Source organism: Mycobacterium sp., from assembly GCF_029961025.1.
GTDB lineage: Bacteria > Actinomycetota > Actinomycetes > Mycobacteriales > Mycobacteriaceae > Mycobacterium.
This window is the reverse complement of sequence record NZ_JASBVP010000017.1, coordinates 1-25822: the sequence shown is the minus strand read 5'-3', so window position 1 is coordinate 25822 and position 25822 is coordinate 1. Positions and strand designations below refer to the sequence as shown.

Here is a 25822-nt window from a genome sequence, read left to right as displayed (position 1 = left end):
GCTTTAGCCGTCGAGCTGACCGGAAATTCCGCGTTCGATTTGCGCCTGGGTCGTGGCCGGCAGCACGATCAGGCCTTCGAGTTCTCGGCGCGCCAGGTCGTAGGCGTGTTGACGCTCTTCGGCGGTCGCGGCCGAATCGGACGCCACCCGCATCAGGCTCTGGGCGCGCGCAATCCGTTGCTGGCCTTCGCGAGTGAAGTCATTGCGGCGCCGCCGGATCGCCTCCGTCTCTGCCACATTGAATGCGCTGACATAGTCTTGAACAGCGGCGAAATACTGTGCGGCAGCGTCACGGTCATCGAGGAGATCCTCGGCTTTCGCCGGCCGCAGGAAGTCCGCCCGTAATTTGGCCTTGTGGAACTCCACCGTGAGCGGATTGCGCATGTCGGTCATCAGCGGGAAGTCCAGCAGCTTGGCAAAATCCAGCTCGTACTCGAGCCAGCGCGCGTCGGTTCTGGCGTGCTCCTCGAGGACCCGTTTGATCGTCGCCCATCGGGCGGTCTGGCTCCCGCCGGGGCGCCCGGGGGACGCAGCTGCCGGTGTGCCGTCTGGCTGCTCCGGCGGAGGGGAGACCCGAAACCCGAATCCGCGCCGCTGGCCCGCCAGGAAAGCCTTGACCGCCGCGCCGATCACCCCGGCCAGCGGTATCAGCACCAGCAGGAACTCGGCCAGCCGGAACAGCAAACCCATACGGCGATGATGCCACCACGGCCGCTCCGGATCGGTGCCGGACGCTGCCCGCCCCGTGCGGCGTGGCCCGCAGCCGGCGCCCGGAGAGCTTGGATAGTTTTCCGGCACGCAGGCGCGAGCCGGAAGCCCTAAGAAAGCGGATCAATCTGTTAGATCCACACGTAGATCCGGGGATTGGCGGGACCCCGACGCGGCACCTCGCGCTGAAAAGCAACCGGCGGTTCCAACCCGGCGAGTTTGACGCTAATCCCCACGGAATCCGCGGAGACAGCGACGATCGTCCCGATTTCGTACCGGCTGTCGTCCCACCTGATGGTTGCGCGGCACCCCAGGTGGTGCACCGAAAGCTCTTCGGGTGCCACTTCGGTAGGCCGCGGTGGTAACGCAACCGGACCGGCACCCGGCTGCAGCGGAGCGGGTGGCTGTTCGACATCCGCGGACCACGCGCGATCGTCGCCGAAATACTCCACGTCATCGCCGGTGCGTGCGGGTCGACTCGGCGCGGGCTTTTTGTCCGAAGCGACGGGAGCATCCTCAACCCACAGTTGCCAGCCCGGCGGGGGCGGCGGCCACGACGGATCCGGTGACCAGTCGGGTGGCGGCACCCAGCCCTCGGGCGGCTTGGGCCAGTTCGGGGGAGGGTTGAAACGCATCGCCAGTTCCCGCTTCGCGTGAGAGTTTGACTCTAACCAACCATATCCAAGCTGGCGCGCGCCATACTCTGCCGGACGGCGTGCTCTAACCTCGCAGGAGTGCCGTGGATTCCGGGATTGCCGCAGGGGCGACGCGAAGAATTGCGGACCAACTTGTGGCTGATGCCGGCCCTGGAAGTGCTCGCGGCGATCGCCCTGTTCGCCGGCACGCTAACCGCAGACCGTGCCGCTTACCGTGGCGCCTTCACCCCGCCGGGGTGGGTGATCAGCGGCAGCGCCGACACGGCGCGGCAAATTCTCATCGCGATCGCCACGTCGATCATTACGGTGATCGCCCTCAACTTCTCGATCACCATTGTCACGTTGACGCTGGCGTCGACTCAGTTCGGACCGCGGATGCTGCGCAATTTCATCCGGGATCCCGGGAGCCAACTGACGCTGGGCACGTTTGTGGCGACATTCGTCTACTGCATCCTGGTGCTGGTCTCGATCGGCCCCGCCGATCACGGCGAGTTCGTGCCGCACCTGTCGATCACGACCACGTTCGCGCTGACCCTCGTCGATCTGGCCGTGCTCATCTACTTCATCCACCACACCGCAACCCAAATCCAGCTCCCCTCGGTGATCGCCAGTATCGCCAAGGACCTGGCTCACGCTGTCGAGGTGCAAAGCGCCGACACCCCCGACCACCCCGGAAGTCAGCGAGACGATGGTGCGGAACTGGCCTCGCTGATCGAGACCATCGAGTCTTCGGGTGCGGTAATCCGCACCCCGAAAAGTGGTTACCTGCAGTTCATCCGCCACGAAACGCTGGTCCGTGTCGCGGCGGCGGCCAATGCCGTGATACGCCTGCCCTACCGTCCGGGGCACTTTTTGGTGGAAGGTCGTGAGCTGGCGGCCGTATGGCCTCCCGAGGCTGCGGACCACGTCGCACGTTACCTGGAACGCGCGCAGGCCACCGGACCGCACCGCACCCTCACCCAAGACGTTGCCTTCGGCATCGACCAGCTTGTCGAGATCGCCATCCGGGCGCTCTCTCCGGCGGTGAACGACACCTTCACGGGCATGACGTGCGTGGACTGGCTCGGCGACAGCCTGTGCAAGATCGCCCGGGTGTGGGCACCGGCGCAGGTGTATCGCGATCGTGCCGGGTCCATCCGCGTCATCACCGATCAGGTCAGCTACGAAAGATTGGTGCAGCGTTCCTTCGAGAAGATCCGTCAGGCCAGCCGCGGCATGCCCGCGTTGATGATCCGCCAACTCGATGCCCTCACCACGATCATGGAGCAAACGACCGACGCCCACCAGGCCCGGGTGCTGATGGATCAAGCGGTGATGATCCAGCGCGCCAACCTCGAGTCGGTTCCCGACGAATCGGATCGCGCCGACGTGGAACGCCGCTACCGGGCCCTGACCGCGCTGTACGCCCGGCTGAACGGCTGACACCACCCGGGCACGGTCTCCGACGCCACCGGCGGAGCCCGCCTTAGTCGTCGTGTTCGTCGCTGCGCGAACCAAGCGGGCGCCGGCTGGCCTGCGCCGCGGGGCGCAACGCCACCACGAATACCCCCACCGCGAATACCAGCGCGGTCAGCCACGCAAAGCGCCCCCCCGGAGCAAAACCATCGGCGGCAAACACCCACAAGCCGTAGACCGCCATTGCGGCGCCGACCAGCATCATCGGCTCGGCCCGGCGGCCCGGGAGCGCGGTGCCGAGCAGGGGGAGGGGAGCCGCGAAAAAGCGCCGCCACCACCACAGCAGTGTCATCTCGACCGTCGTTACCAGGCCGAGAATCACCACCCACACCAGCCTGGCCAGCCACCAGCTCGCCGTTCCCTCTGGCGGTTGCGGCAACAGCCCGGCCGGGTAGCCGGCAATAGCCACGATTACCACGGGCACCATGTGCCACAAGTAGAGCCCCATCACAGTGCTATTGGCTACCGACACCGCCCGGTGCACAGCGGGGGACCGCAGCGCACGGTTGAGCGCCGGAGCGAGCGCCATCACCACCCCGGCCTGTGTGCCCGCGTACGCCAGCATCGCCAGCGAGGGCGGGTCCGAGTTTTGCACCGGCTGGCCGGGGACGCCGATCATGCTGACCGGGTAGGGCCCCAGCCCGACTAGCAGTCCCAACACGGCCGCCGTGCCGGCGGCGAGCGCCACAGCCCTGCGCCCGGCGAACAGTCCAGCGTGCCAAGCTATTCCGAGCTGGTAGAGCGTTCCCCAGCACAACAGGTATTTCAGCTGGCCCAGGTAACGCAGATGGCCGCCGAGCGACGCGGCGTCCAGCGCGGCGAGTCCCGCCGCCAGCACTGCAAGCGTCCACAGGCCCCACCGGCGCTGTGCGGCCATCGCGAGCGGGGTCAGCGACACCACCAGCAGGTAGACGGCCAGAAACCACAGATGCATGGCCACCGCCCAGCCGCCGTATTCCAGCGCGGAACCGGCCACGTCGGCGATGCCGAGAGCCACCACGACCACCGACACCACCGCGACGTACACCGTGGTGGGCCCGAGCACCCGGGCCAGTCGATGCTGCAGCCAGGCCTGCCGCGACATGCCGGCCACGTCGCGCCGATGGGTCCACGACACCGCACCGGCATAGCCGGCGACCAGGAAGAACACCGGAACCGCCTGGAAAACCCAGGTGAGCCACTGGGTCCAGGGCAGGTCGACCAACGGGTTCTGCCGGCCGAAATGTCCGTCATGGTAGGTCACACAGGCATCCAGCCAGTGGCCCAGCACGATGAGAACCACACCGGACACCCGGTAGCAGTCCACCGCCAGGTCGCGAACCGGGAGCTCGCTGTCTGGGTGGTCCATCAGCGGGCCGCGAGAAATGCGCCGGGTCCGCGCTGCCAGTCCAGGAGGAAAAAACCCAACTGTTCCTCGAAGGATGAAAGGGGTAAAGAGGTGTTGAAAGACGGGTTGACAATTGAATTGACAATTGAAAGGGGTACCCAGCAGTTGCCGGGGCCGGAAGGCTCAAACATTTTCTTCCAGGACACCTTTCAGGCTAGCGAGTAGCGAGCGTACCGTGCGAGTGCGGCGCCGACACGGCCGAACGCGCCGCGGGCCGCGAATCGTCCTGGCTGCTTACACTGCGCCAATGAACGGCCACCAATCCGCGGCTCACCGGGGCATGCTGCAGATCGAGGATTGTCTGGATGCCACGGGCCGGATCGCATTGCCAGCGGGTGTGACGCTGATATCGCTCATCGACCGGAACGCCGCGAATGTCGGTGACTGCGTGGCGTATCGCTACCTGGACTACACGCACCCGGGTGATGGTCAGGTCTTCGAGCTGACCTGGAGCCGCTTCGCCACCCAATTACGGGCCGTCGCCGCGCGTTTGCAGCTCGTCACCAGCCGTGGTGATCGGGTGGCGATCCTTGCACCCCAGGGTCTGGACTATGTCATCGGAATGTACGCAGCGGTCAAAGCGGGCGGCATTGCGGTGCCGTTGTTCGCGCCCGAATTGCCGGGCCATACCGAACGTCTCGATACGGCGCTGCGCGATGCGCAGCCCGCCGCCGTATTGACCACAGCCGCGGCGGCGGAAGCTGTGCAGGCGTTTTTGCTCAAGCTCCCGCAGCTTGGACAGCCGCACCTGATCGCCATCGACCAGGTACCCGACCCGGCGGGAGATGCGTTCGTCCCCATCGATTTCGATCCGGACGACGTTTCTCACCTGCAGTACACCTCGGGCGCGACCCGACCCCCGGTCGGCGTCGCGGTCACGCATCGGGCGGTCGGCACCAACCTGCTGCAGATGATTCTCACCATCGGGCTGCTGGACCGAAACACCCGCGGTGTCAGTTGGTTGCCGCTCTATCACGATATGGGTCTGTCCCTGATCGGCTTTCCGATCGTCTACGGGGGGCATTGCACGCTGATGTCGCCGACCGCCTTCCTCCGAAGGCCCCTGCGCTGGATTCACGCCCTGCCCGCCGAGTCGCGACAGGTCCGGGTGGTCACCGCAGCGCCGAACTTCGCCTACGAGTGGACCGCACAGCGCGGCCTGCCCACGCCCGGCGAGGACGTCGACCTGAGCAACGTCCTGATGATTATCGGTTCCGAACCGGTCAGCCTCGACGCGATCAGCGTCTTCACCAAGGCGTTCGCGCCGTTCGGGTTGCCGCGTAAAGCGATCAAGCCTTCCTATGGTCTGGCCGTGGCGACATTGTTCGTCTCAACCATCGAACCCGCCGCCGAGGCGACGGTAGTCCACCTGGACCGGCGGCAACTCTGCGCCGGTCACGCGGTGCGTGTCCCGGCCGATTCCCCTGACGCCGATCCCCGGCCCGCAATCGAGGCGATCCGGGCAGCGGTATTGGATCGGCATGGGCTGGTCGCCGCCGACGTGCGTTTTCTGCCGGCCGGCGCGATTCCCCGCACCACCAGCGGCAAACTGGCCCGCCGGGAGTGTCGCGCCCAATACCTCAGCGGCGTTTTGGGTGTGCGCTAAACCGGCGCCGGCGTCCATCCCGGTGGTCGGGGAGCGGTCGCCACCGACCACGGTGGTGCGTGCGCATCTTATTACGCGGTGACGGCATCGGCGCCATTGGGCGCCATTGGGTATCAAGACGATCACGGGCGCGTACCGATCTGCACGGTGATCTGGTGCCGCGGCGGTGAGGCGCAAATCATGGCACAGTACGCCACAACGGATCAGCTCAGGCATTAGGAATGTCCTCGCGGTTTCCGGCTCCGCGTTGCGGATGCCGTTGCGGATGACGGCAGGAGAACCCAACGAGAGGTACGTAGGGCATGATGGCAAACTGGGTGCCGGCCCAGGTCTCTTCCGACCCACACGGCGGGCGTCTCCTCGGTACCGCACAAGGCATCCTGATCGGCCTTCGCCGGTGCTCTTCGGAGACGGCGTTGCATGAGTTGCTCAGCGCGGCACAACGGCACCAGGTGCCGGTGTTCGCAATGGCCTGGGCGCTCGTCCATCTCGCGGGTGGCGGCGGAAAATCACCGGACATCTTCATCGATGCGCAATCGGCGGCTCGTCACGAATGGGGTCAGCTGTTGGCCGGGCCCGCCGTGTCCGGCTGGTGAGATCAGCGGATCACGGGGCTAGGTCGCGCATGCGGATACTTCACCTCAAGTAGCAGTGGTCACCTCAAGTAGCAGTGGCGGGCTGCAACCAACTGCGTGACAACGTGCTGCTTTATTAGCGGTAAAGCAGCTAGGCATGGACACGCCCTTGATCGAGCTTATGAGCAACGAATTCGGCTGCCTGGCTTGTCATCCCGGACCGGACGTAGGAAACATGCGCCATCAGGTTCCCGCCTCCGCTGCAGATCGGATCATCGGGAGCACACAAGCTGATGGTTTTGGACGCGTATAGCGGACTGATCGTCGGCAGCGGCCCACCCCATAGCGCGCTGGACAATCCACTCGACGGCTCCCCGAAAAGAGCAACAGCGGCAACGTGATCGGCGACTTGGGCCGGCATCTCCGATGTGGCCAAATCGATCACCGTCGAACCCTGAGAGTATCCGCCAAGAACAAGCTGTGTTTTCGGACAGTTGGTGATCGTTTCCTGGATATGCGTACTTGCATCGTCCGCACCCGCTGACGCGCTTGCGTGGTAGTCGTCATTCGCCGGGTAGTTAACCGCGTACACCGCGACGGACCGCCCGCCGACCTGCGAGCTCAGCGAGTCGACGAATGCCTGGCCGACGTCACCGAGACCAGGGGGCTGATGGGTGCCGCGGGCAAAAGTCACCGCGATGTCGCTGCAAGGATCGGCAGCTGCTGCGGGGCTGCCAAGGGGCGCGCTTGCCAGCGACGACGTCGTCACAACCGAGACACCAACGATGCGAGCGAGGATGCGTGCGATCATCTGCCAATGCTGACATACCGGCGAGGGTATCGGCAGCACGAGGGTGGCGGTGACCGACACCACCGAGCCCCACCTGCACCGCGTGGCCGCGGCAGGTTAACCACAGCACACATGACCACAGCGCACATGTGGATCCCGTCTTTTCATGCGATAGTAATAGATATATCGTTTTATATCGCTAGCGTGTGACTGGCTGTCGGCACCGGCTCCTGCACCATGGCCGGCCCGGTCGGGCAGCCACGAACCCGGTTTGACATGTCCACCCGCCACAGCGGCCCGTCGCGGCACCGCCGCTTGCCGCGCTGGCCATGCGAGAAAGGACCATCCCCATTGGTTCCACCGGACCGTGCAACGTCGGCGAGCCGGGCCCGCGATCGGGCGGCGTTGCTGGCGGTGAATTTCTTCATGGCCGACATGCACGCGGGCATCGGCTCATTTCTGGGGGTGCTACTGGCCAGCCGTGGGTGGGGCACCGGGGCAATCGGTACCGTCACCGCTATCGGCGGCATCGCCGGGCTGGTGGCGGTCACCCCAGCGGGAACGTTGATCGATGCCACCATCCGCAAACGGACCATCGTCATCGTCGCTGGTGTGTTCACCGTCGCGGCCTCGGGCCTGATCCTGCTGTCGCGGCAATTCTGGGTCATCGCCGGTGCCCAAGCGGCCACCGCGATCGCCGGCGCGGCGCTCGGCCCCGCGGTTATCGGCATCACCCTCGGTGTGGTTCGCCAAACCGGGTTCACCGCCCAAATCGGGCGCAATCAGGCCTACAACCACGCCGGCAACATGGCCGGCGCGGCGCTGTCCGGCCTGCTGGGCTGGCGTTTCGGATTTGCCGCGGTGTTCTGGCTGGCTGCCCTGTTCGCATTGATCACCATCACCGCGGTGCTGATGATCCCGGCATGCCGCATCGACCATCAGGCAGCCCGCGGCGCCGCCGGAACCGACCACCGGCTTCGCGTGAAAGGACTGCGGGCATTGATCGAATCCCCTGCACTGCTGGCACTAGCCGGTGCGGTCGCTCTGTTTCACCTCGGAAATGCCGCCATGCTGCCGCTATACGGGCTGGCCGTGGTCGCCACCCACGCCAACCCTTTTATCACCGTGTCCAGCACCGTCGTGATCGCCCAAACCGTGATGATCGTCGCGTCGCTGAGCGCCATGCGTGTCGCTGAAAGCCAAGGCTACTGGTTGGCCATCATGATCGCGTTCACCGCTTTACCCATCCGCGGGCTCATCGCCGCCGGGATCATCACCCCATGGGGAATCATCCCCGTGCAAATCCTCGACGGCATCGGCGCGGGCATGCTCTCGGTGGCCGTCCCCGGGCTGGTGGCCCGGCTGCTGGACGGCACCGGCCACATTAACGCCGGCCAGGGTGCGGTGCTGACCGCCCAGGGCATTGGCGCCGCGATAAGCCCCTTGTTAGGGGGACACCTCGCTCAAGAATTCGGTTACCCAACAACATTCACGGTGCTTGGCGCGCTGTCGGTGGGAGCATTGATCATTTGGGTCAAGTACCGCTCGGTGCTGCAACCCGACAACACCGCCTACGGCAGTGGGGTGACAAGCGCGGGTGGTGGGCCCGGTGTAGCGCATTCGCCGGTCGAATAGCCGCAGATCACCGTTATGGGAGCGATCGAGGCCGAAACATGGTCGGTTGTCGGGTTGGCAACGGTATTGGCGTGGGCGGCGGTTCGCCCCTTCGGCTGGCCCGAGGCCGTCGTCGCGGTGCCCATCGCCACGTTTCTGGTTGGCGTCGGGGTGATCTCGCCGACCGACGCCCGCACCGAGTTGACCGAGCTGGCACCGGTCGTCGGATTTTTAGCCGCGGTGCTGGTGTTGGCCCGACTATGCGCCCACGAGGGCCTGTTCAGCTGGTGCGGCACCGCGATGGCGCGCATGGCCCGGGGCCAGCCAGGTCGGTTGCTGACCTCGGTGTTCGTGGTGGCTTCGCTGGTGACCGCGGTGTTCGGCCTCGATGCCACGGTGGTGCTCCTCACCCCGGTCGTGTTTGCTACCGCCACCCGCCTGGCAGCGCGGGCTCGCCCCCACGTGTATGCCTGTACCCATCTCTCCAACACCGGCTCGCTGCTGCTGCCCGTGTCCAACCTGACCAACCTGCTGGCTTTTCACGCCAGCGGGTTGAGTTTTCTGCGGTTCGCGTGTCTGATGGCGCTGCCCTGGCTCATCGCGATAGTCACCGAATTTGCGGTGTTCCGGTACTTCTTTCGCCGTGATCTCGCCGCTGCACCGGCGCAGTCAGCGGCTCCCCAGCCCAGCGCCCCACCGCGGTTTGCCATCGCCACCTTGGCCGCCACCCTGGCTGGGTTCGCCATCACCTCAGCGCTCGGTGTGAACCCGGCGTGGGCGGCAGCGGTAGGAGCGCTGGCGATGGCAGGACGCGCCGCTCGGTGTCGGCGGCTGCGGCTCACCACGATCATCGGTGCCGCCGACCCGCCATTTCTAGCGTTCGTGCTCGCGCTAGCCCTCGTGGTGCACGCGGTCATCGACAACGGCCTCGATCACACAATTGACGGTTGGCTGCCCCACACCGGTGGGCTGACCGGTTTACTCGGCATCGCCGCAGTGGCCGCAGTCGCCGCCAACCTGATCAGCAACCTGCCCGCGGTCCTGGTCCTTCTGCCCCTGACCGCCGCGGGCGGGCCCGCGGCGGTGCTCGCTGTGCTCATCGGGGTCAACATCGGCCCTAACCTCACCTACACCGGCTCACTGGCCACGATGTTGTGGCGACGGATTCTGCACCAACACCACCACGCCACCAGCTTGACGGAATTCACCAGGCTTAGCGCGCTCACCACACCGGCGGCACTTCTCACCGCCCTGGTGGCGTTATGGGCATCACTGCACCTGTTCGGAAGCTAACGGCAGAGGAGGGGCATGGTTGGGTCGGGGGCTGGCGCGGTGTCGCAAGTGATTCACTCGCTGAAAACGACGACTTACAACCGATCACCCTAAATATCAGATTGTGCAGAATTTGGCGTCTTCGTCGCCGGCCGCACGGTAACGGTGTCTCCCACTCGGATCATGCCTGAGGTGAGCGTCCGACATGCCAAGCCCGCCCGCCCACGCAACGCCGTAACGGCTCCAGGACCTATGGCATCGTCGAGTAGCTTGCACGGGGCTGCCACACGCACGACCTCAAGTTCTACATCACCGATCAAAATCCTGGTACCGGTTTGCGCCGGAATATCTCCGGCGTCGACCGTGAGATTACGGCGGGTGGCGCCGCAGTCAAATGAACGCCCGAGCTCGTCAGCCGCACAGTCGAGCAGCTTTAGGAACTGAATTGTCACCTGCCGGTGCCGGCTCCCGTGATAGCGGTCTCCGACCAACCCCTTCCCCGCTTCGGCGACAACGGTTTCGAGCAATCGCATCGGCAATCGCCGGGCTGGCGCGATATGAATAGCCACGACTCGCACACGCACGAAGTCTACGGCCCGGAACCGCCGGGGCGATGCCGGCGGACACGGTGTAAGAGTCCGACCCACCGCTTGACTCCGGCAGGGGCAGGTCAAGGCGCAAAAATTTCACGACGGTTTCGGTTGCACAAAGTTACTGCAGCCTGCTCCCGACAGCACGGCTAATAGCGCCGGTTCACCTTTAACGTGGGAGGCTATGACCGGCCTGAACAAATGCGTGACGCATTGGCGAGTAGCGCTTCAGGTAACCGTCTGCGCATCGATCGTTGCCATCCTTGGACTCGCCGCTATACCGGTAGCTCATGCGGCTGCGGCCACGGCGACGTTGGCCGTGACATCGACGTGGAAGACCGGTTTCATCGCTCGTTTCACCATCACCAACTTGAGCACGGTGCCGCTAACTGATTGGAAGCTTGAATTCGACTTGCCGGCAGGGGAATCCGTCTCGCATACGTGGAATAGCACTATCACACGATATGGCACGCACTATATTCTCATCCCAGCAAATTGGAATCGCATCATCGCACCTGGTGGTTCAGCCACAGGTGGTATGAGAGGCGTGCTCAACGGTTCCTACTTACCACCGATGAATTGCGTGCTCAACGGGCAATATCCGTGCACCTAGACCGTATGGGGCTGGGGCCTCGCCATCTGTGATCGTGGGTTGCAGTCCGCGGTGAGCCGGGTTCCAGTCCGGTGTGATGTCGGCCTCGGGGGTAGGCATTTCGGCAAGCCGGTTGAGGACGGTACCCACAGATGGCGGCTGTTTACTTTACATAATGTCGCTTATCGGCATTTGACCCACGCGAGCTGGCATGTGATAGCACTTGCGCTCCTTGATGATTCATCGATTTCGAGCACCGCCGAATCCGATCGCGATGGCCGCGAGTGTCAGCGGCGGGCCTGCAATCCGGTCACCAGGATGTGTACTGCGTGCCGAAGCCGTGCCTTGAACTCCTCGGGGCTTATCAGTGACGGTTCTTCGCCCTTGGCGCCGTGAGCGCAGTCGAACAGCACTTCGGCCACCCGTGCGGCATTGAGCCCGACGCGGCCGAGGTCCACCTCCCCGGCACGGTCGGCGTCCCGCAGCAATCGCGCCAGGAGTTGTCGAGAGCGTCGCTGCGACTCGCGGGCTATGTCGCCGCACAACCGGTTGTGCATGTCGTAGAACTCGGCGGCATGTGGGGAGCCCGACATCAACTCGACGAACCGTAGAAAGCGCGCCTCCAAAACCGCCGTCAACCGCGCCTCCAGGCCCGCGGGTGGGTCGTTGAGCACCCTTTGCATGGCGGCGAGATGCTCATCGTGCAGGTGCTGCACCAGAGCACGAATCAGCGCCTCCTTGCTCGACCAGTGCAGATAAAGCGTCGCGCGCGACACTCCCGCCCGGCGGGCAACACCTTCGATCGACGCCCGGCGAAAACCGAACGTGGCGAACTCAGCGATCGCGGCGTGCAGCAGGGCGGCGCGGGTGGCACGGCTGCGCGCGGTGGTCGCGCGGGGACGCCGGCGGTCAGCCTCCACACCGACAAACGTCGTCAAACATGGAATTGATTGTAGAACAATCGACCGTAGCATCGTTGACAAAAAATACCTATTATGTCTATTATGTTCTGATAATTACCCAAACCAGCGAAGTGTCCAAGGCCGTTCTCATTACCGGCTGCTCAACGGGAATCGGCCGGGCCACTGCTGCTCATCTCGCCCGGCGCGGCCATCTCGTGTACGCCACCGCACGCAATCTCGGTTCGCTGGAGGAACTCGAACGGCAGGGCTGCCGCACGCTAGAACTGGATGTCACCGACGAGGCTTCGATGCGGGCAGCGGTCGAGACGGTGATGACCGAGCACGGAGCGGTCGGCGCGCTGGTCAACAACGCCGGCTACAGCCAGTCCGGCGCGATCGAGACCGTGGCGATGGATGCCGTGCAGCGCCAGTTCGAGACGAACGTGTTCGGGCTGATCCGGATGTGCCAGTTGTGTTTGCCGGGCATGCGGGCGCAGAGGTCCGGCAGGATCGTCAACGTCAGTTCGATGGGCGCGAATTTCGCTTTCCCTGGCGGGGGTGTCTATCACGCCACAAAATACGCGGTGGACGCGATCAGCGACGCCCTGCGCTTCGAGGTCGCGGGCTTCGGGGTGAAGGTGTCCATCGTGCAGCCCGGGCTGATCCGCACCGAGTTCGGCGAGACCGCGGCCAGCGGGATCGGGACGGACCGCGGCGCCTACGCCGACTTCAACGCCACGGTGGCTCAAACGACCAAGGAGGTCTACAAAAAGGGACTGATGGCCCGACTCGGCGGCGGGCCAGAGGCCGTCGCGAAGGCCATCGAGCACGCGATCACCGCGCGATCACCGAAAAGCCGCTACCGGGTGACGCTCTCGGCGAGGTTGCTCATCGCGCAACGCCGCGTGATGACCGACGCGATGTGGGACCGCTTCCTGGCCACCCAGTTCCCGCAACCCGGCACAGACCGGTAAGTCACCGCACGGTATGCACCCCGGCGCCGTCGCAGAACTTGCGGTGCCACGACGGCCATTGAAGTCGATGTCGGTGGAGCACAATTCCGCGCCGTGTTCGATAGCCAAAGCGGCCAGGTGGGCGTCGCTTGTCAGATTTCCCGCGGTTCTTCAGTCGGTCGGCCCGGCAACGCCGGTGACCTCACCGACCCGCAGCTGCCGCCCTACAGCCGGTGTAGCTGCTGAAGCCGGGCCAGTAACGCGGCGATGTCCGGCTCCGGCCGCGGGCTCGGCCCGCCGACCGCCCGATCATCCGGGAGCTCGCCGAGCAGCAACCGCGCCACGTCGCTGACGCCGTATCGCAGTGCCTCCGTATGGTAGCCGCCCTCGAGCACGAACACGACCTTGCCCCGGCAGCACCGTCGCGCCAGGCGGATCACCTCGCCGGCAAGGTGTGAATAGCCGTTCAGCGTCAGCCGCATCGCCGCCAGAGGGTCCGCCCAGTAGGCGTCGAATCCCATGGAAACGAGGATCAGCTGAGGGTCATAGCGCAGGACGGCTGGCCAGATGACCCGGTCGAGAACCGTTGCGTAGGTGGTGTCACCGCTCCCGGCGGGCAACGGAATGTTGATCGTGTAGCCCTCACCCCGACCTGCGCCGACGTCGGTCGCCGCGCCGGTGCCCGGATAGAACGGGTATTGGTGTGTCGAGATGTATAGCACCGACGGGTCGTCGTAAAACATGGCTTCGGTGCCGTTGCCGTGATGCACGTCGTAGTCGATGATCAAGACCCGCTCAACACCGTATCGCGCCTGCGCGTACCGTGCGGCGATGGCGACGTTTCCCAGCAGGCAGAACCCCATGGCACGGGCCGGCATGGCGTGGTGTCCCGGCGGACGAATGGCCGCCAACCCGTTGCCGGCCGCCCCGCGCAGCACCGCATCGACCGCCCCGACCGCTCCGCCCGCCGACAACAGCGCGAGGGTCAGCGCGTCCGGTCCGGCATAGGTGTCCGCGTCCAGATGCGTCACCCGCGGCGCGGCGCTGATACGCCGCAGCACATCCAGGTAATCGGGCGTGTGCACGGCAAGGGCGAGCCCTGGATCGAGGGGTTCGGCTTGAACCGAATGCATCCGCGCACTTAAGCCAGTCTCGTCCAAACCGCGCCATACCGCGCGGATGCGCTCGGCATTCTCGGGGTGGCCGGGCAGGTCGTGTTCGGTGTAACGCGGATGCGTTACATAGATCGTCGTCATCTTGCTCTATGTGCTATATGTGCACCCGGGCGCCGCGACGTGGGTCTCCGCCCGGCGTCGGCGAATCAGGGCCGCGACGTGTCCGGGTTGTCACGGCCTCGGAGCCGTTCGCGGTCGGGCAGAAATCGGCGCCGCAACGTTTCTAAGAGCCGGTAGGCCTCCTCGATTTGCCCACGGAGCCGCACGAGTTCCTCGGGTGGCTGACCACCGCCGACACGGCCCCGACGCGCCCTCATCCAGCGATCCGCCAGGGGCCTGGCGAGCTGCTCCAACTGCGCGATCTCCATCCGCAATACGGCCTCGAAAAGCCGGGCCTGGGCCACCTCGGCGGCATTGAGCGGTTCGGTGACGTCATCGCCACGCGGAGATTTGCGTGGGGTATTTGGCCGCCTGGACCGGTGGGACAGGCGTCTGTAGTCCGGCGACCTGCCGGCCCGCCGCCGATCGATCATGTCGTCGCGCGGCAACGCGTGCGGCCCCGAATCCGCGGACTGCATCATCGGAACCTCCCCACCCCCGGGTTTCTTTCACCTGGTCGTTTGCCCGGTCGCCGTTCCCTAGCGTAAACGCACGGTGGTGTGCGGGCTTCCGGTAGCACCGGCACTAAGACGGCCTTGCCGGAAAATCGCCGGCATTCACCACCGCGGCCGCGCCGGTGGCCGCAGAGGCTCACCTCGGGCGGGTACCGGTGCCGGGCGGAAAACACCTCGGGCGGGTACCGGTGCCCGGAAAACACCATGTGTCCTCGAATCGTTTCGCACCTCGAACGCGACTTCAGCACCCTGTCCGGGCGCCATTTTTCGGTTCCCCGGGGTCTCTGCGATACCGTCCGCGACCACACTCCGGAACGGATATCACACCGAGGGCGGGATACGTCAGTGCTACTAGGCCGTTGCGATCGTGCTGGCACCCGCGCAATTTACCAGGTGTCAAGCGGGCTCGCGCAGCACCGGGCCCGGCGGGAACCGGTTGCGCAACGCCTTGAGCAGACGGTGCAGTTCTTCGATGCTCGCCGTCAGCTCGGTAAGCGGCTTCGGCTGGTGGTGCGCGCCGGTATCTGCCCACCGGGCGACCGTGAGCATCGCCAGTTGTCGCAACTCGGCGATCTCGGCTTGCAGAATGCCCTCGAAAAGTCCCGCCTGGGCGGCGTCAGCGGGATGTACCGGCCCGGTCGCGGTGTCGACTGCCGGGGGCTTCGGATGACCGCCGGGACTTCTGGGCATCGTCGCAGACCTCGGGATGCGGGCGGTCACACGGCCGTGCACCGGGCGGTCGATCATGCGCGGGGGCGGCGTCGTCGAAGGCGTCGAAGGCATTGCCGTGGTGTGTTGCATCATGAGAGGACCTCCCGACATGTCGACATCCAACTAGACGCAGCCACGAAGTACCCATGCTCTAAAACCAAATGGAACGGTATCTCGTCGGCACCGAACTGAACCGCCCAAGCAACGTTGTTAACCCGATCGCCATCTGGGTCATACGGCGTTCACCGAATGGTCTTTTACCGGGCCGCGCGAGCGACGGGCACGATGGTGCTGTCCGCCGATGCGCAGCGGGCGCGACGGAACCGCTGCGTCGTCGCCCCAAGACCGGAGTGCAGGACTCGAGACCACTCATTGGATCCGGCGGCCGTCGGTACCGAAGAAATGCAGATGTTCGGACTGCGGGTGCAGGCGCAGCCGGCTGCCCCGCCGGGGCGGGTCGTTCCCGTCGGCCCGGGCCACGACGGGCCGATCGGGTGTGCCGTCACCGACGATGCGACCGTAGAGGTAGGCGTCGGCGCCGAGTTCTTCGACCATGTCGACCTCCATTTGCGCACCGGTTGCACCCAGCTCGAAGTGCTCGGGCCGGATACCGACGACGACCTCGCCGGTGGCGGCGCTGATCTCACGGGGAACTCGAATCGTCCAGTCCCCCAAAAACGCTGATCCATCGACGATCGGCAGCGTAAAGAGGTTCATCGCCGGAGAGCCGATGAACTCCGCGACAAACACGTTGACCGGATTGCGGTAGAGCTCCCGGGGTGCATCGCACTGCTGCAGCCGGCCGTCACGCAACACCGCGACCCGGTCCCCCATGGTCATGGCCTCAACCTGGTCATGGGTGACGTAGATGGTGGTGGTGCCCAGCCGCCGTTGCAGCGCGGCGATCTGCTTGCGGGTCTGGACCCGCAGTTTGGCGTCGAGGTTGGACAGCGGCTCATCCATCAAAAACACCTTCGGGTGGCGCACGATGGCGCGGCCCATGGCCACCCGCTGGCGTTGCCCGCCAGACAGATCTTTGGGCTTGCGATTCAGATACGGTTGCAGGTCGAGCAGCCGGGCAGCGTCCAGCACTCGTTGACGGACAACGGATTTAGGTGTTTTGGCGACCTTCAACGCAAAGCCCATGTTCTGCGCCACGGTCATGTGCGGGTAAAGCGCGTAATTCTGCAACACCATCGCGACATCACGGTCTTTGGGGTCGACATCGGTGACGTCTCGCTCATCGATACGGATCCGCCCGGAGTCCACCGGTTCCAGTCCGGCCACCAGCCGTAGCGACGTTGTCTTCCCGCATCCGGACGGTCCGACCAGAACGACGAACTCTCCGTCGCCTACGCTGAGATCCAGGCGGTCCAGTGCCGGGCGGTTCGTCCCGGGGTACCGCCGCGTCGCCTCCTCGAAACTCACCGACGCCACCGAAGAACACCCATCACGTCGAAACCTGTGCTGCTCATGTCTATCCGCTCTATCCGCCAAGCCCGGTCACCGCGATACCTCGGATGAAAGCGCGTTGAGCGACGGCGTAGAGGATGATCAAGGGCACCAGGATCAGCATCGATGCCGCCATCAAGACCGGCCACCTGGCAACGTATTCACCACGCATCCGGACCAGTCCGAGAGTCAGCGTGGCGAGGCTGTTACGCTGGATCATCAACAGGGGCCACAAAAAATCGTTCCACATGCTGACCCAGGTGAGCACGGCAAGCACCATCACCGCGGGTTTCGCGTGGGGCAGCAGAATCCGCCAATAGATCTGCCACGGGGAGCAGCCGTCGAGAATCGCCGCTTCCTCGAGATCGGCCGGAAGGGTGCGAAAAAACTCCCGCATAAGATAGGTTCCGAACGCGCTGCCGAACAATCCGGGAATGATCATCGCCCACGGGGTGTCGGTCCAGCCGAGGATCCGCATCAGGATGAACTGCGGGATCACCGTCACCGTCAGCGGCACCATCAATGTGCCTAGATACAAAACGAATAACGTGTCTCTACCTCGAAATTGCAGTCGCGCGAACGCATATCCTGCCAGCGAGCAGAAGAACACCTGACCTGCTGTCACGCACCCGGCGTAGAGCACGGTGTTGAAAAACATCCGCCAGAATGGCATCAGACGGAATACCTCGGCGTAATTGGACCACTGCGGATGCGCCGGAAGCAGTGTCGGTTCGGCCACCTCGCCTTCATTCTTCAACGAACCCGATAGCGCCCACAGGATCGGGAAAAGAGCACACCACGCAATTCCGATCAGTGCGGCATAGGTCGCCAAGGCGGGAACGATGTTGGCTTTGGCTACTCGCTCAGCTAAGCCCACGATTGGCCTCCCACGAGCGCCGGTGCGCCAGCCGCAACTGCAGCACGGTCAGCACCAGCAGGATGGCGAACATCACCCATGCCAGTGCGGACGCGTATCCGAACTCCAAAAAAGCAAAGGCATTCTGAAAGAGCATGATTCCTAAGACATAAGTGCCGGTCTCCGGTCCGCCGTTGCCACCGGTGAGGACATAGACCAAATCAAAAGCCTGAAACGCGTGGATGACCGAGATGATCACCACGAATGACAGCGCCCCACGAATCAACGGGACAGTGATGGAAGCGAATTGCCGTAGCCCTCCGGCACCGTCGATTCTGGCGGCTTCATAAAGGGTCTCGGGAACACCTTGCATGGCGGCCAGCAAGATGACGGTGGCGAAGGGCACGCTGCGCCAAATGCTGACCAGACACAGGGAAACCATGGCCCATTTGGGTTCGATAAGCCATGATACGGGCCTGATGCCGACCCAGCCGAGAACGATGTTGAGCAGCCCGTTGTCGGTATTGAAGACGAACTGCCACACCACCGCCATCACCACCGACGACACCGCGAGCGGCAGAAAGGCCACCGTTCGAAAGATGCTGACACCCTTGACTTTCCGGTTTAACGTGGCGGCGACTGCCAGGCTGATGAGCACCGTCGGAACAATGGTCCCCACGGTGAAAACCACCGTGTTGCGCACTGCAATGGGAAATAGCGGATCGGCGGTGAAGAGGGTGCGAAAGTTGGCCAGGCCCACGAACTTCGGCGGCGTGAACAAATCCCATCGCTGGAAACTCATGTAGAGTGAAAATCCCAGCGGGAAGAGCATAAAAGCCGCGACGGCGGCAAGATTCGGTGCGATGAAAAGCCGTCCGGCCCAGGCGCGGCGGCCGAAAGCCCTGCGGCTGCGGATTACTGCAACGCGGGGTCGGTGGGTCGGTGTCATGAGCCGCGCAGCACCTCGTCGATCTCGCGGGACAGCCCGTCGGCCAACGACGCCGCCGGACGACTGCCCCGCAGCACCGGTCCGAAGTTGCGGTCCATCAGGGCGTTGACCTTTTCCCACGCCGGGGTGACGGGCAGGCCTTCGGAGTGAGCCGGCCCGCCGGTCAGCACCGCCAGATTAGCGATCCTGCGGTGGGCCGCGGCGAAGCCGGCCGAGTCGATCGCGGACTTCAGCACCGGCACGAACAGTCCGGATTCGGCGATCAATGCCTGCCCGACCGGGCCGGTACTGAATTTGACGAACTCCCAGGCCTGCTGCTTGCGGCGACTGCTTGCCGCTATGGCGAGGCCGGTAGTGCCGATGTTGGAGCGCGCGCTCAATCCCCGCCGGCGTGCGGACGGCCCCGTCGGCAACACCGTGACGTCGAAATCCAGGCCCCGGGCGCGGTCGAATGTCTGGTATCGCCAGTGCCCGCCCAGCGCCATCGCCGCCCTGCCGGTGGAGAACAGATCCATCGTCGACGTCGACTGTGTTTCCGACGGACTCGGTGCGACATGGTGTGTGTTGGCCAGATCGGCGTAGAACTGGACACCGGCGATGAAAGCGGGTTTGTCGAAATTCAGATGCGTGGGGTTCATTCGCGGAACCGACCACGGGACCCCGTTGTTCATGCCAAACAGCCCCGCCGAGTATGCCGGTGCCCAGGTGTCGACGAATCCCCACTGGCTGGTCCTGCCCGACCGGGAGCGTTTGGTGAGCGCTTTCGCCGTGTCGAGGAAGTCACCGAAGGTCCACGGCCGCTCCCAGCTTGTGGGCGGCGGCGGCACACCGGCCTGGGCGAAAAGTTCCTTGTTGTAGAACAAGAAGTTTCCCGACCACTGCTCCGGGAAGGCGTACTGCCCGCCGTTGTAGGTGAACGTGTCGTACAGCGATCTGATGCTGTCGGAGTTGAGCTCCGCGGCAAACGCCCGATCGTCGGCCAACAGGGTTCCCAGGTCCAGCAACACCCCCCGGTCAGCCAGCTCGGCGTAGGTGAATTCCCAGGCCATCACCACATCCGGGCACTTGCCGCCGGCGCAAAAGGTGGAGATCTGCTGCATTGGCCCCGGCCCGGACAACAGCGGCCGCACCGTGATCCCGGGATGGCGACGCTGGAACGCCTCGATGACCCGCATGCGGGCATCGGCTTCCTCCGGGTTGGCCGCGAAGAAAAACGTCACCGCATCCTCGTCGCCGCCGCAGCTCGCCGACCACGGCACCAGTGACGCGGCGCCGAGCGCTGCGGCGCCACGCAACAGCGTCCGCCGCCTCAACGGCTGGTCGAGCATGGTGCTCCTATGCCCTCAGGTGCCCGGGACCACCGCGACGCCCGCGGCGCGCATCTCCTCGAGGGCGGCCGCCGTCGACTCGGCCGTCGCGCCGGCGGTCAAATCCGGCAGCACTCTCGTGGTGAAACCCGCCCGGGCCGCGTCCTCGGCCGTCGCGCGCACACAGTGATCGGTCGCGATGCCCACCACGTCGACCTGGTCGACCCCGCGTTGGCGCAGCCAGTCCAGCAGCGGGGTGCCGTCGTCGTCGATGCCCTCAAACCCGCTGTATCCGGCGCCGTAGGCGCCCTTTTTGAACACCGCCTCGATCCGGCGGGTGTCGAGGCCGGGGTGCAAATCCGCCCCACGGGTTCCGGCGATGCAGTGCGGCGGCCAGGACGACGAGTAGTCCGGATGATCCGAGAAATGATCGCCGGGGTCGATGTGGAAGTCTTGGGTGGCCACGACGTGGTCATAGCCGGGATGGCGGGCCAGGTAGTCGTTGATGGCTCCGACCACCGCGCAGCCCCCCGCCACGGGCAGCGCACCCCCCTCGCAGAAGTCGTTTTGGACGTCAACGATGATCAACGCGCGCATAGCGCCACGGTATCGCCGCCGGTGAGCTTAGGCGGCGGATCCCCGGCGCCGGGCCCTGGTGTCCATCGACCACAGATGCGCGCAGGTCGGACATTGCAGGTGCACAACGGCGGCGTCGTTGCCGAGCAGATACTGCCAATGGCTGTGACAATTGCGGCCCCGCCGGCAGTCGTGGCACCCGGCACCGTGATCGCAGTTCGGGCAGGCCAGCCAGGCACGCCGGCTCCGGTCGGCGTCCGGGTCAATCGGGAGCACGATCCACCGCCCGATCCGGCAGCACCCCGGCCATGACCAGGCGCTCGTAGCAGCGCTGTTGCTCGGAATCCAGATCGCCGTACAGCATGGCGTAGGCCCGCTCCTCCTCAGCCAGCGCCCGCAAGGGGTCCCAGTCCTCGCCGATCGCCGCCAGCACGGCACCGCGCCGCCGGAGCTCGTCGAGCGTCAGGTCGTAGGCGAATTCCCAGTTAGGCGGGTCGATCAGCACGGCAACTCCCGGGGTGTGCGGCTGCACGTCGTTCGGATGATATAAGGTTAGGTTAACCTAAACCTAATCGCGCGGGGCTTGGCGCACAATGGCGGGCGTCACACGACGGGAATGAGATCCATCACTGCCCGCAGGGGCGGCGTGCGGACCCGCGGCGGAGAACGGGCGCAGGCCGCCGGTAGCGCCGCAAGCACAGCGCCCACGAAACCGCGACCGTCGCGAACGCGCCGGCCTGCACCGCGCCCACCCAACCGGCGGGATAAAGCACACCGGTTAGGTAGTGCGCGATGAATCCCTGCGGCGGGAGCGCCGGCATCCCCGCCTGGGCGCGAGCCCAGCGCTCCAATTCGGTCAACGGACAGTCGAGATGCGCAATCGTCGTCACGATGCCCCAGGTCACCGCCGCGGCGTGCAACCCAAGCGTGCGCGGCCAGCGCAGGGCGAGAAACCCCCCGACGACCAGGTAGCCGAGGAACGTGAAGTGGGTGAGCGCGGTCAGCGCAACCACGGTTTCATACATCGCATACATCGGCGAGGACCCTGCCAACCGCCACCGTGCCAGGTGGTTCTGCGAGACGAAAGCAAACGGCTATGCCCCACCTACCCTACGCCCGCCCGACACGCGACGGCGTCCCGCATTTCGGTGCGGCACGCCGGCACAGCCTCGCCCGGCCCGGTAAATCGGGTGGGTGCCGGTTAGCCTGGCGGAATGCGAATCCCCGTCGTACTGGGAGCGGCGTCGTTGCTGGCCGGGTGCACGCACACCGTCGGTGACGGATCTCAGCACACCCTCAGCCGTGCGCCGTCGACGACGGTGACCGTCGCCGCGCCGTCGGCGGCCAAGCCGCCCGCGCCCCCGGGACCACCGGGGCCGGGAGCGCCGATCTCCGAGGTCATCGCCTGGGTCAAAGCCGGCGTCCCCGCCGATACCGCCCGCTATCACAGCGCGACGCGTGACGGGGCCACCACCGAACTCGGCGATGACATCGCCTTCACCGCCCCGGGCGGCAAGGTCACCTGCCTGACCGACTCCAAACACACCAGCGGTACGTTGTCCTGCCTCGTCGACTTGTCCAAGCCGCCGCCCCGGCCGCCGATCACCTATGGGGCGTGGAAAGGCGGCTGGGTCGACTTCGACGGTGCAAACCTGCAGGTGGGGTCGGTGCACGGAGATCCGGGGGCGTTTATTTATGGCGACGGACCGGAGTTGCCCGAGGGGCAGTCGCTGACATTCGGCGACTTCCGCTGTCGCGCCGGTCAATCCGGCGTGTGGTGCGTGAACTATGCCCACCGGTCGGCGGTGCGGCTTTCGGCGGCCGGTGTCGAACCGTTCGGCTGCTTGCGGCCCGTGCCGCCGCCGGAAGGTGTCGGCGAAAAATTCAGCTGTTAACTTGCTAATGGCGCGTTTTGCGGTTGCGGTTCGCGCTCGGCACCCAACGGCTGTCCACGGGAGCGAGTTCGAGCACCCGGACTTCCCCCGCTTGGCCGTCCACCTCCACGAGTGCCCCGGGCGGCAGGCGCCGGGTGGCTCCCGGCGCATCCACCACGCACGGGACACCGAACTCGCGGGCCACGATCGCCGCGTGCGACATCGGCCCACCCAGCTCGGTCACCACGGCTGCCGCGTAGGAAAAGGCGGCGGTGTAGCCGACGTCAGTCACCTGGGCGACTAAAACCTCGCCGGGCTCCAATTCGGCGATGGTCTCGGGCCGAACGATGCGCACCCGGCCCCGAACCCGCCCGCCGCAGACACCCAGGCCGTGCAGGGTCTCCCCGACCGCCAGCACCGTGGCCAGGGTGCTGCCCGGCCGCCAGCTGCCGCTGAACACGGGGGGCGGGGTCACGCTCGCCAGCCTGCGCTGTTCGGCGCGGCGACGTGCCACCAGGGCCGAGGCATCGGGCGGCAGCGCGTCGAGTTCGTCGACCAGCAGGTAGAACACGTCGTCGACGGTGTTGAGAACACCGGAATCCGTGAGCCGGCGGCCGCACTCACGCAGCAGCCGCCGCAGCACCCAGATGGCCCGAACCATTTTGTCCCGACGGACTTCCCGCTCCCGCAGTTGGCTCGCCGCCAACAGGGCGATCGCCTTCGCCCGCAACGGAATGACCGGATGCTTGGGCTCCGCGGTGGTGGGAGCATCCAACGATTTGGCCACCATCCGAAGCAGCAACTGCGGATCGTCGCCGTAGGTGGTCGCGGCCATCTCCACCTCTGCCGGCCCGCGGTGCCCGATCCACGCCAGCTCGGCATGCAGGGCGGCGTGAAATTCCGGCGCCTGGGCAGCCAGCGACTCCTCCAGGTGTTCACCCGGCTCGGTCAGCAGACGAGCGACGGTGGCGTCGCGCCGCGCCGCCGCCGCCAACCGGTAAACCGCGTCCAGGGGTCGTGCACTGACCAACTGCGGCCCGGCCGGCGGCGCGGCGGCCGGGCCCCAAATGCCGCGCAGCATCGCGTTGAGCGCGGCGCACACCAGAAACGATCCCGCTGCCAGCACCCACCCGTACACCACCCGGTCGCGGGCCGCCAAGATCAGGCTCAGCAGCCGATCCTCACCCAATGTGCTGAGGTCGTCGCCGACCAGCCGTTCCAGCCGATCGACGTCGGCGATGTAGTCCCGGGTGTCTTGGGCCGCGCCGGTGATGAGACCGGCCAGGTTGACGCCGAAGACCCCGATGTTGCGGATGGTCCGCACCGATTTTGCGGCAGCCCGGACGAGCTCGGGCGGCACCGGCTGGTCGCCGAAGACCGGCAACGTTGCGGCGCTGGGACCGAAAAACCCACTGTTGGCCACGATCGTCGCGGGTTTCACGAACGGCACGGTGGCCGCCATGAAGTGCGCGGAGGTGATGGCCCCATAGAGTCGGTGCGCGAAGACGGCAACCATGCGGGTCGCGATCTCGCGTTGGATCAACCCGCCGGGCCGCAACCGCTCGGCGGTGAGTACGCCGGCGGCCCGCAATCCGCGTACGGTGACCGACGCCGACGACGGCGTGAACGGTCCGGGCAGCGCCTCCGACAAATTGGTGGCGAGAAACGTCGGGAAGCGCGGGTCGATCGGGGTGTCGAATTCACCGTTAAGTCCCTCGGGGCCGGCGAATCGGGGCGCCACGCCGTCCGCGGCCGGGACATCCACCGCGGGCACGTCCGGGACACGGCGCAGCCTCCAGGGCAGTGAAACCACATGCTTACCCAGGCTGACCTGGCCGCGAAGCGCCATGGCGAAGTCTGCGGCGCATTCGGCCGCGTCCCACGCCGGCGTGAACCCCCACTGCCGGTGCAGCCGCGAGCAATCCATCACGGGGGCCGCCGACAACGCTTCGAACGCGGCGAGCGAGGTTACGCCGAATCGTCGCAGCGCTCCGATCAGTGTGGCGCTGATCGGTATCAGCGGGCGCCCGATAGTGGTGGCGATGAGGCGCAGCGTCAACTCCCCCGGTGCCGCGAGATTGACCGGACCGCTGGTCAGGCCGGGGTCGAGGACCGCACGCAGGAATACCCGCCAGACGTCGTCGGGATGCACCACCTGCACGGGCCGATCGGCGGCCCCGGCGATGTCGAGCAGCACCGGCGATGCCAGCAGCCGGCGCACCCGATCACCGGTATCACGGCCGAGGATGAGCCCGCAGCGGACCGCCACCCATTCCGCGCCGCAGGCGGCCAGCAGCCGCTCGACGCGGGCATGCGGGGATGCCGCAGTGGTCTGGTCGCGCTCTGTCCTCGGCGGGGTCGCCGGGGGGTGGGTGGCGTAGACGTGCGCCGCCGAACCGAACACGATACGCCTGGCTCCGGTGTCGGCCATCGCGGCAAGCACATTGGCGGTGCCGTCGATGTTGACCTGGTGACCGCCGTGCTCACCGGCGCCGGTGCCCGCCGCCCAGGCACAGTGCGCGACCACCTCCGCACCCGCGAGAGCACGCCGGACCGCGGCCGGATCCCGAATGTCGCCCTGCACGAATTCGACGGTGCCGGGCCAGCTGTCCGGACGATGACGTGCCAGGCCGACGACCTCGTGGCCCCGGCTGAGCAGCCGAGCGACAAGGCCGCGGCCGATTACCCCGCTCGCGCCGGTGACGGCGACTCTCACCTGGTGACCTCCGGGTGGTGCTTACTCGTCGTCGGTGTGCAATGCCGCGTTGACCAAGTCGTCGAGGTCCATGCCCGCAAGCTGTTCTTCGGTGGTCTCCGGCGCCGTGGTGTCCCCGGTTTCGTCCGCCAGTTTGAGCAGCAGGTCCAACACACCGGCCTGCCGCAGCCGCCTCACCGGGATCGTGGCCAGCACCCGCTGAATCTCCTCTTCCCCGGGGGCGACTTTTTGCGGCTCCGACGGCGTGCTCCCGAGAAGTTCTTGGCGGAGGTAGCCGGCCAGCGCGGCCGAATTCGGGTAGTCGAAGATCAGGGTGGGTGAGAGTGCCAGTCCGGTGGCGGCTTTGAGCCGGTTGCGCATTTCGACGGCGGTCAACGAGTCGAAGCCGAGGTCCTGGAATGCTTTTTCGGGGTCGATGGCTTCGGGGGTGGTGTTGCCCAGCACGGTGGCGATGTGCGAGCGCACCAGATCCAGCAAAACAGCGTGCTGCTC

The 25822-nt window shown here is 65.9% G+C and carries 26 protein-coding genes; 8 read left to right on the top strand and 18 right to left on the bottom strand.

Annotated elements, in window-relative coordinates; translation table 11 throughout:
• Positions 1-3: 3 nt before the first annotated feature.
• Positions 4-690 (bottom strand): hypothetical protein, encoded by a 687-nt coding sequence (locus QJR12_RS16645; protein ID WP_300584456.1) that lies wholly within the window; start codon positions 688-690, stop codon positions 4-6.
• Between the two features lie 149 nt (positions 691-839).
• Positions 840-1343 carry a hypothetical protein gene (locus QJR12_RS16640; protein WP_300584455.1) on the bottom strand — a complete coding sequence of 168 codons (504 nt, stop codon included), beginning with the start codon at positions 1341-1343 and terminating at the stop codon, positions 840-842.
• Between the two features lie 99 nt (positions 1344-1442).
• Here QJR12_RS16640 and QJR12_RS16635 point away from each other — a divergent pair, with 99 nt between their 5' ends.
• Positions 1443-2786 (top strand): DUF2254 domain-containing protein, encoded by a 1344-nt coding sequence (locus QJR12_RS16635; RefSeq protein ID WP_300584453.1) that lies wholly within the window; start codon positions 1443-1445, stop codon positions 2784-2786.
• A gap of 43 nt (positions 2787-2829) precedes the next feature.
• Here the strand turns inward: QJR12_RS16635 and QJR12_RS16630 are convergent, their stop codons facing one another.
• Positions 2830-4167 (bottom strand): acyltransferase, encoded by a 1338-nt coding sequence (locus QJR12_RS16630; protein WP_300584451.1) that lies wholly within the window; start codon positions 4165-4167, stop codon positions 2830-2832.
• A gap of 286 nt (positions 4168-4453) precedes the next feature.
• Here QJR12_RS16630 and QJR12_RS16625 point away from each other — a divergent pair, with 286 nt between their 5' ends.
• Positions 4454-5812: an AMP-binding protein gene (locus tag QJR12_RS16625; protein ID WP_300584449.1), complete on the top strand. Its 1359-nt coding sequence runs from the start codon at positions 4454-4456 to the stop codon at positions 5810-5812.
• 302 nt (positions 5813-6114) lie between these two features.
• Positions 6115-6408, top strand: a complete 294-nt coding sequence (locus QJR12_RS16620; protein WP_300584447.1) for an ANTAR domain-containing protein — start codon at positions 6115-6117, stop codon at positions 6406-6408.
• 130 nt (positions 6409-6538) lie between these two features.
• Here QJR12_RS16620 and QJR12_RS16615 read toward each other — a convergent pair whose 3' ends face one another.
• Positions 6539-7198 (bottom strand): cutinase family protein, encoded by a 660-nt coding sequence (locus QJR12_RS16615; protein ID WP_300584445.1) that lies wholly within the window; start codon positions 7196-7198, stop codon positions 6539-6541.
• A 330-nt stretch (positions 7199-7528) separates the two neighbouring features.
• On the opposite strand from QJR12_RS16615, the gene QJR12_RS16610 reads away from it, so the two are divergent.
• On the top strand, positions 7529-8812 hold the full coding sequence (locus QJR12_RS16610; RefSeq protein ID WP_300584443.1) for an MFS transporter: 1284 nt from the start codon (positions 7529-7531) through the stop codon (positions 8810-8812).
• 15 nt (positions 8813-8827) lie between these two features.
• The gene (locus QJR12_RS16605) at positions 8828-10084 is read left to right on the top strand and encodes an SLC13 family permease (protein ID WP_300584441.1); all 1257 of its coding nucleotides are present in this window, start codon (positions 8828-8830) and stop codon (positions 10082-10084) included.
• A gap of 89 nt (positions 10085-10173) precedes the next feature.
• Here QJR12_RS16605 and QJR12_RS16600 read toward each other — a convergent pair whose 3' ends face one another.
• Complete coding sequence (locus QJR12_RS16600) at positions 10174-10596, bottom strand: MOSC domain-containing protein (protein ID WP_300584506.1); 423 nt, start codon at positions 10594-10596, stop codon at positions 10174-10176.
• A 241-nt stretch (positions 10597-10837) separates the two neighbouring features.
• Here QJR12_RS16600 and QJR12_RS16595 point away from each other — a divergent pair, with 241 nt between their 5' ends.
• Positions 10838-11266 carry a cellulose-binding domain-containing protein gene (locus tag QJR12_RS16595; protein WP_300584439.1) on the top strand — a complete coding sequence of 143 codons (429 nt, stop codon included), beginning with the start codon at positions 10838-10840 and terminating at the stop codon, positions 11264-11266.
• 266 nt (positions 11267-11532) lie between these two features.
• Here the strand turns inward: QJR12_RS16595 and QJR12_RS16590 are convergent, their stop codons facing one another.
• Positions 11533-12183, bottom strand: coding sequence for a TetR/AcrR family transcriptional regulator (locus tag QJR12_RS16590; RefSeq protein ID WP_300584437.1), 651 nt, complete (start codon positions 12181-12183; stop codon positions 11533-11535).
• Between the two features lie 95 nt (positions 12184-12278).
• Here QJR12_RS16590 and QJR12_RS16585 point away from each other — a divergent pair, with 95 nt between their 5' ends.
• On the top strand, positions 12279-13121 hold the full coding sequence (locus QJR12_RS16585; RefSeq protein WP_300584435.1) for an SDR family NAD(P)-dependent oxidoreductase: 843 nt from the start codon (positions 12279-12281) through the stop codon (positions 13119-13121).
• A 203-nt stretch (positions 13122-13324) separates the two neighbouring features.
• On the opposite strand, the gene QJR12_RS16580 is transcribed toward QJR12_RS16585, so the two are convergent.
• The 10 genes from QJR12_RS16580 to QJR12_RS16535 form a co-directional block, all read right to left on the bottom strand.
• A complete protein-coding gene (locus QJR12_RS16580) occupies positions 13325-14356 on the bottom strand; it encodes a histone deacetylase (protein WP_300584433.1) in 1032 nt (343 codons plus the stop codon).
• 65 nt (positions 14357-14421) lie between these two features.
• The gene (locus QJR12_RS16575; RefSeq protein WP_300584431.1) at positions 14422-14853 is read right to left on the bottom strand and encodes a hypothetical protein; all 432 of its coding nucleotides are present in this window, start codon (positions 14851-14853) and stop codon (positions 14422-14424) included.
• A gap of 432 nt (positions 14854-15285) precedes the next feature.
• Positions 15286-15579 (bottom strand): hypothetical protein, encoded by a 294-nt coding sequence (locus tag QJR12_RS16570; protein ID WP_300584429.1) that lies wholly within the window; start codon positions 15577-15579, stop codon positions 15286-15288.
• 390 nt (positions 15580-15969) lie between these two features.
• Positions 15970-17037, bottom strand: coding sequence for a sn-glycerol-3-phosphate ABC transporter ATP-binding protein UgpC (gene ugpC / locus QJR12_RS16565; RefSeq protein WP_300584427.1), 1068 nt, complete (start codon positions 17035-17037; stop codon positions 15970-15972).
• A gap of 49 nt (positions 17038-17086) precedes the next feature.
• Complete coding sequence (locus QJR12_RS16560; RefSeq protein ID WP_300584425.1) at positions 17087-17929, bottom strand: carbohydrate ABC transporter permease; 843 nt, start codon at positions 17927-17929, stop codon at positions 17087-17089.
• Complete coding sequence (locus tag QJR12_RS16555; RefSeq protein ID WP_300584423.1) at positions 17916-18857, bottom strand: sugar ABC transporter permease; 942 nt, start codon at positions 18855-18857, stop codon at positions 17916-17918. The genes QJR12_RS16560 and QJR12_RS16555 overlap by 14 nt, the downstream gene beginning before the upstream one ends.
• The gene (locus QJR12_RS16550; protein ID WP_300584421.1) at positions 18854-20185 is read right to left on the bottom strand and encodes a sugar ABC transporter substrate-binding protein; all 1332 of its coding nucleotides are present in this window, start codon (positions 20183-20185) and stop codon (positions 18854-18856) included. The genes QJR12_RS16555 and QJR12_RS16550 overlap by 4 nt, the downstream gene beginning before the upstream one ends.
• Before the next feature lie 15 nt (positions 20186-20200).
• Positions 20201-20761, bottom strand: a complete 561-nt coding sequence (gene pncA, locus QJR12_RS16545) for a pyrazinamidase PncA (protein WP_300584419.1) — start codon at positions 20759-20761, stop codon at positions 20201-20203.
• Positions 20762-21002: 241 nt separating this feature from the next.
• Positions 21003-21272 carry a DUF6400 family protein gene (locus QJR12_RS16540; RefSeq protein ID WP_300584417.1) on the bottom strand — a complete coding sequence of 90 codons (270 nt, stop codon included), beginning with the start codon at positions 21270-21272 and terminating at the stop codon, positions 21003-21005.
• 94 nt (positions 21273-21366) lie between these two features.
• Positions 21367-21765: a DUF2784 domain-containing protein gene (locus QJR12_RS16535; protein ID WP_300584504.1), complete on the bottom strand. Its 399-nt coding sequence runs from the start codon at positions 21763-21765 to the stop codon at positions 21367-21369.
• 189 nt (positions 21766-21954) lie between these two features.
• Between QJR12_RS16535 and QJR12_RS16530 the strand changes: the two genes are divergently transcribed.
• Positions 21955-22635 (top strand): hypothetical protein, encoded by a 681-nt coding sequence (locus tag QJR12_RS16530; RefSeq protein WP_300584415.1) that lies wholly within the window; start codon positions 21955-21957, stop codon positions 22633-22635.
• Between the two features lie 4 nt (positions 22636-22639).
• On the opposite strand, the gene QJR12_RS16525 is transcribed toward QJR12_RS16530, so the two are convergent.
• Both QJR12_RS16525 and QJR12_RS16520 read right to left on the bottom strand, forming a co-directional pair.
• Entirely contained in the window at positions 22640-25330 is a 2691-nt protein-coding gene (locus tag QJR12_RS16525) for an NAD-dependent epimerase/dehydratase family protein (protein ID WP_300584413.1), read from the bottom strand.
• 21 nt (positions 25331-25351) lie between these two features.
• Positions 25352-25822: acyl carrier protein (locus QJR12_RS16520; RefSeq protein WP_300584411.1), on the bottom strand; the 471-nt coding region annotated here is incomplete at its 5' end.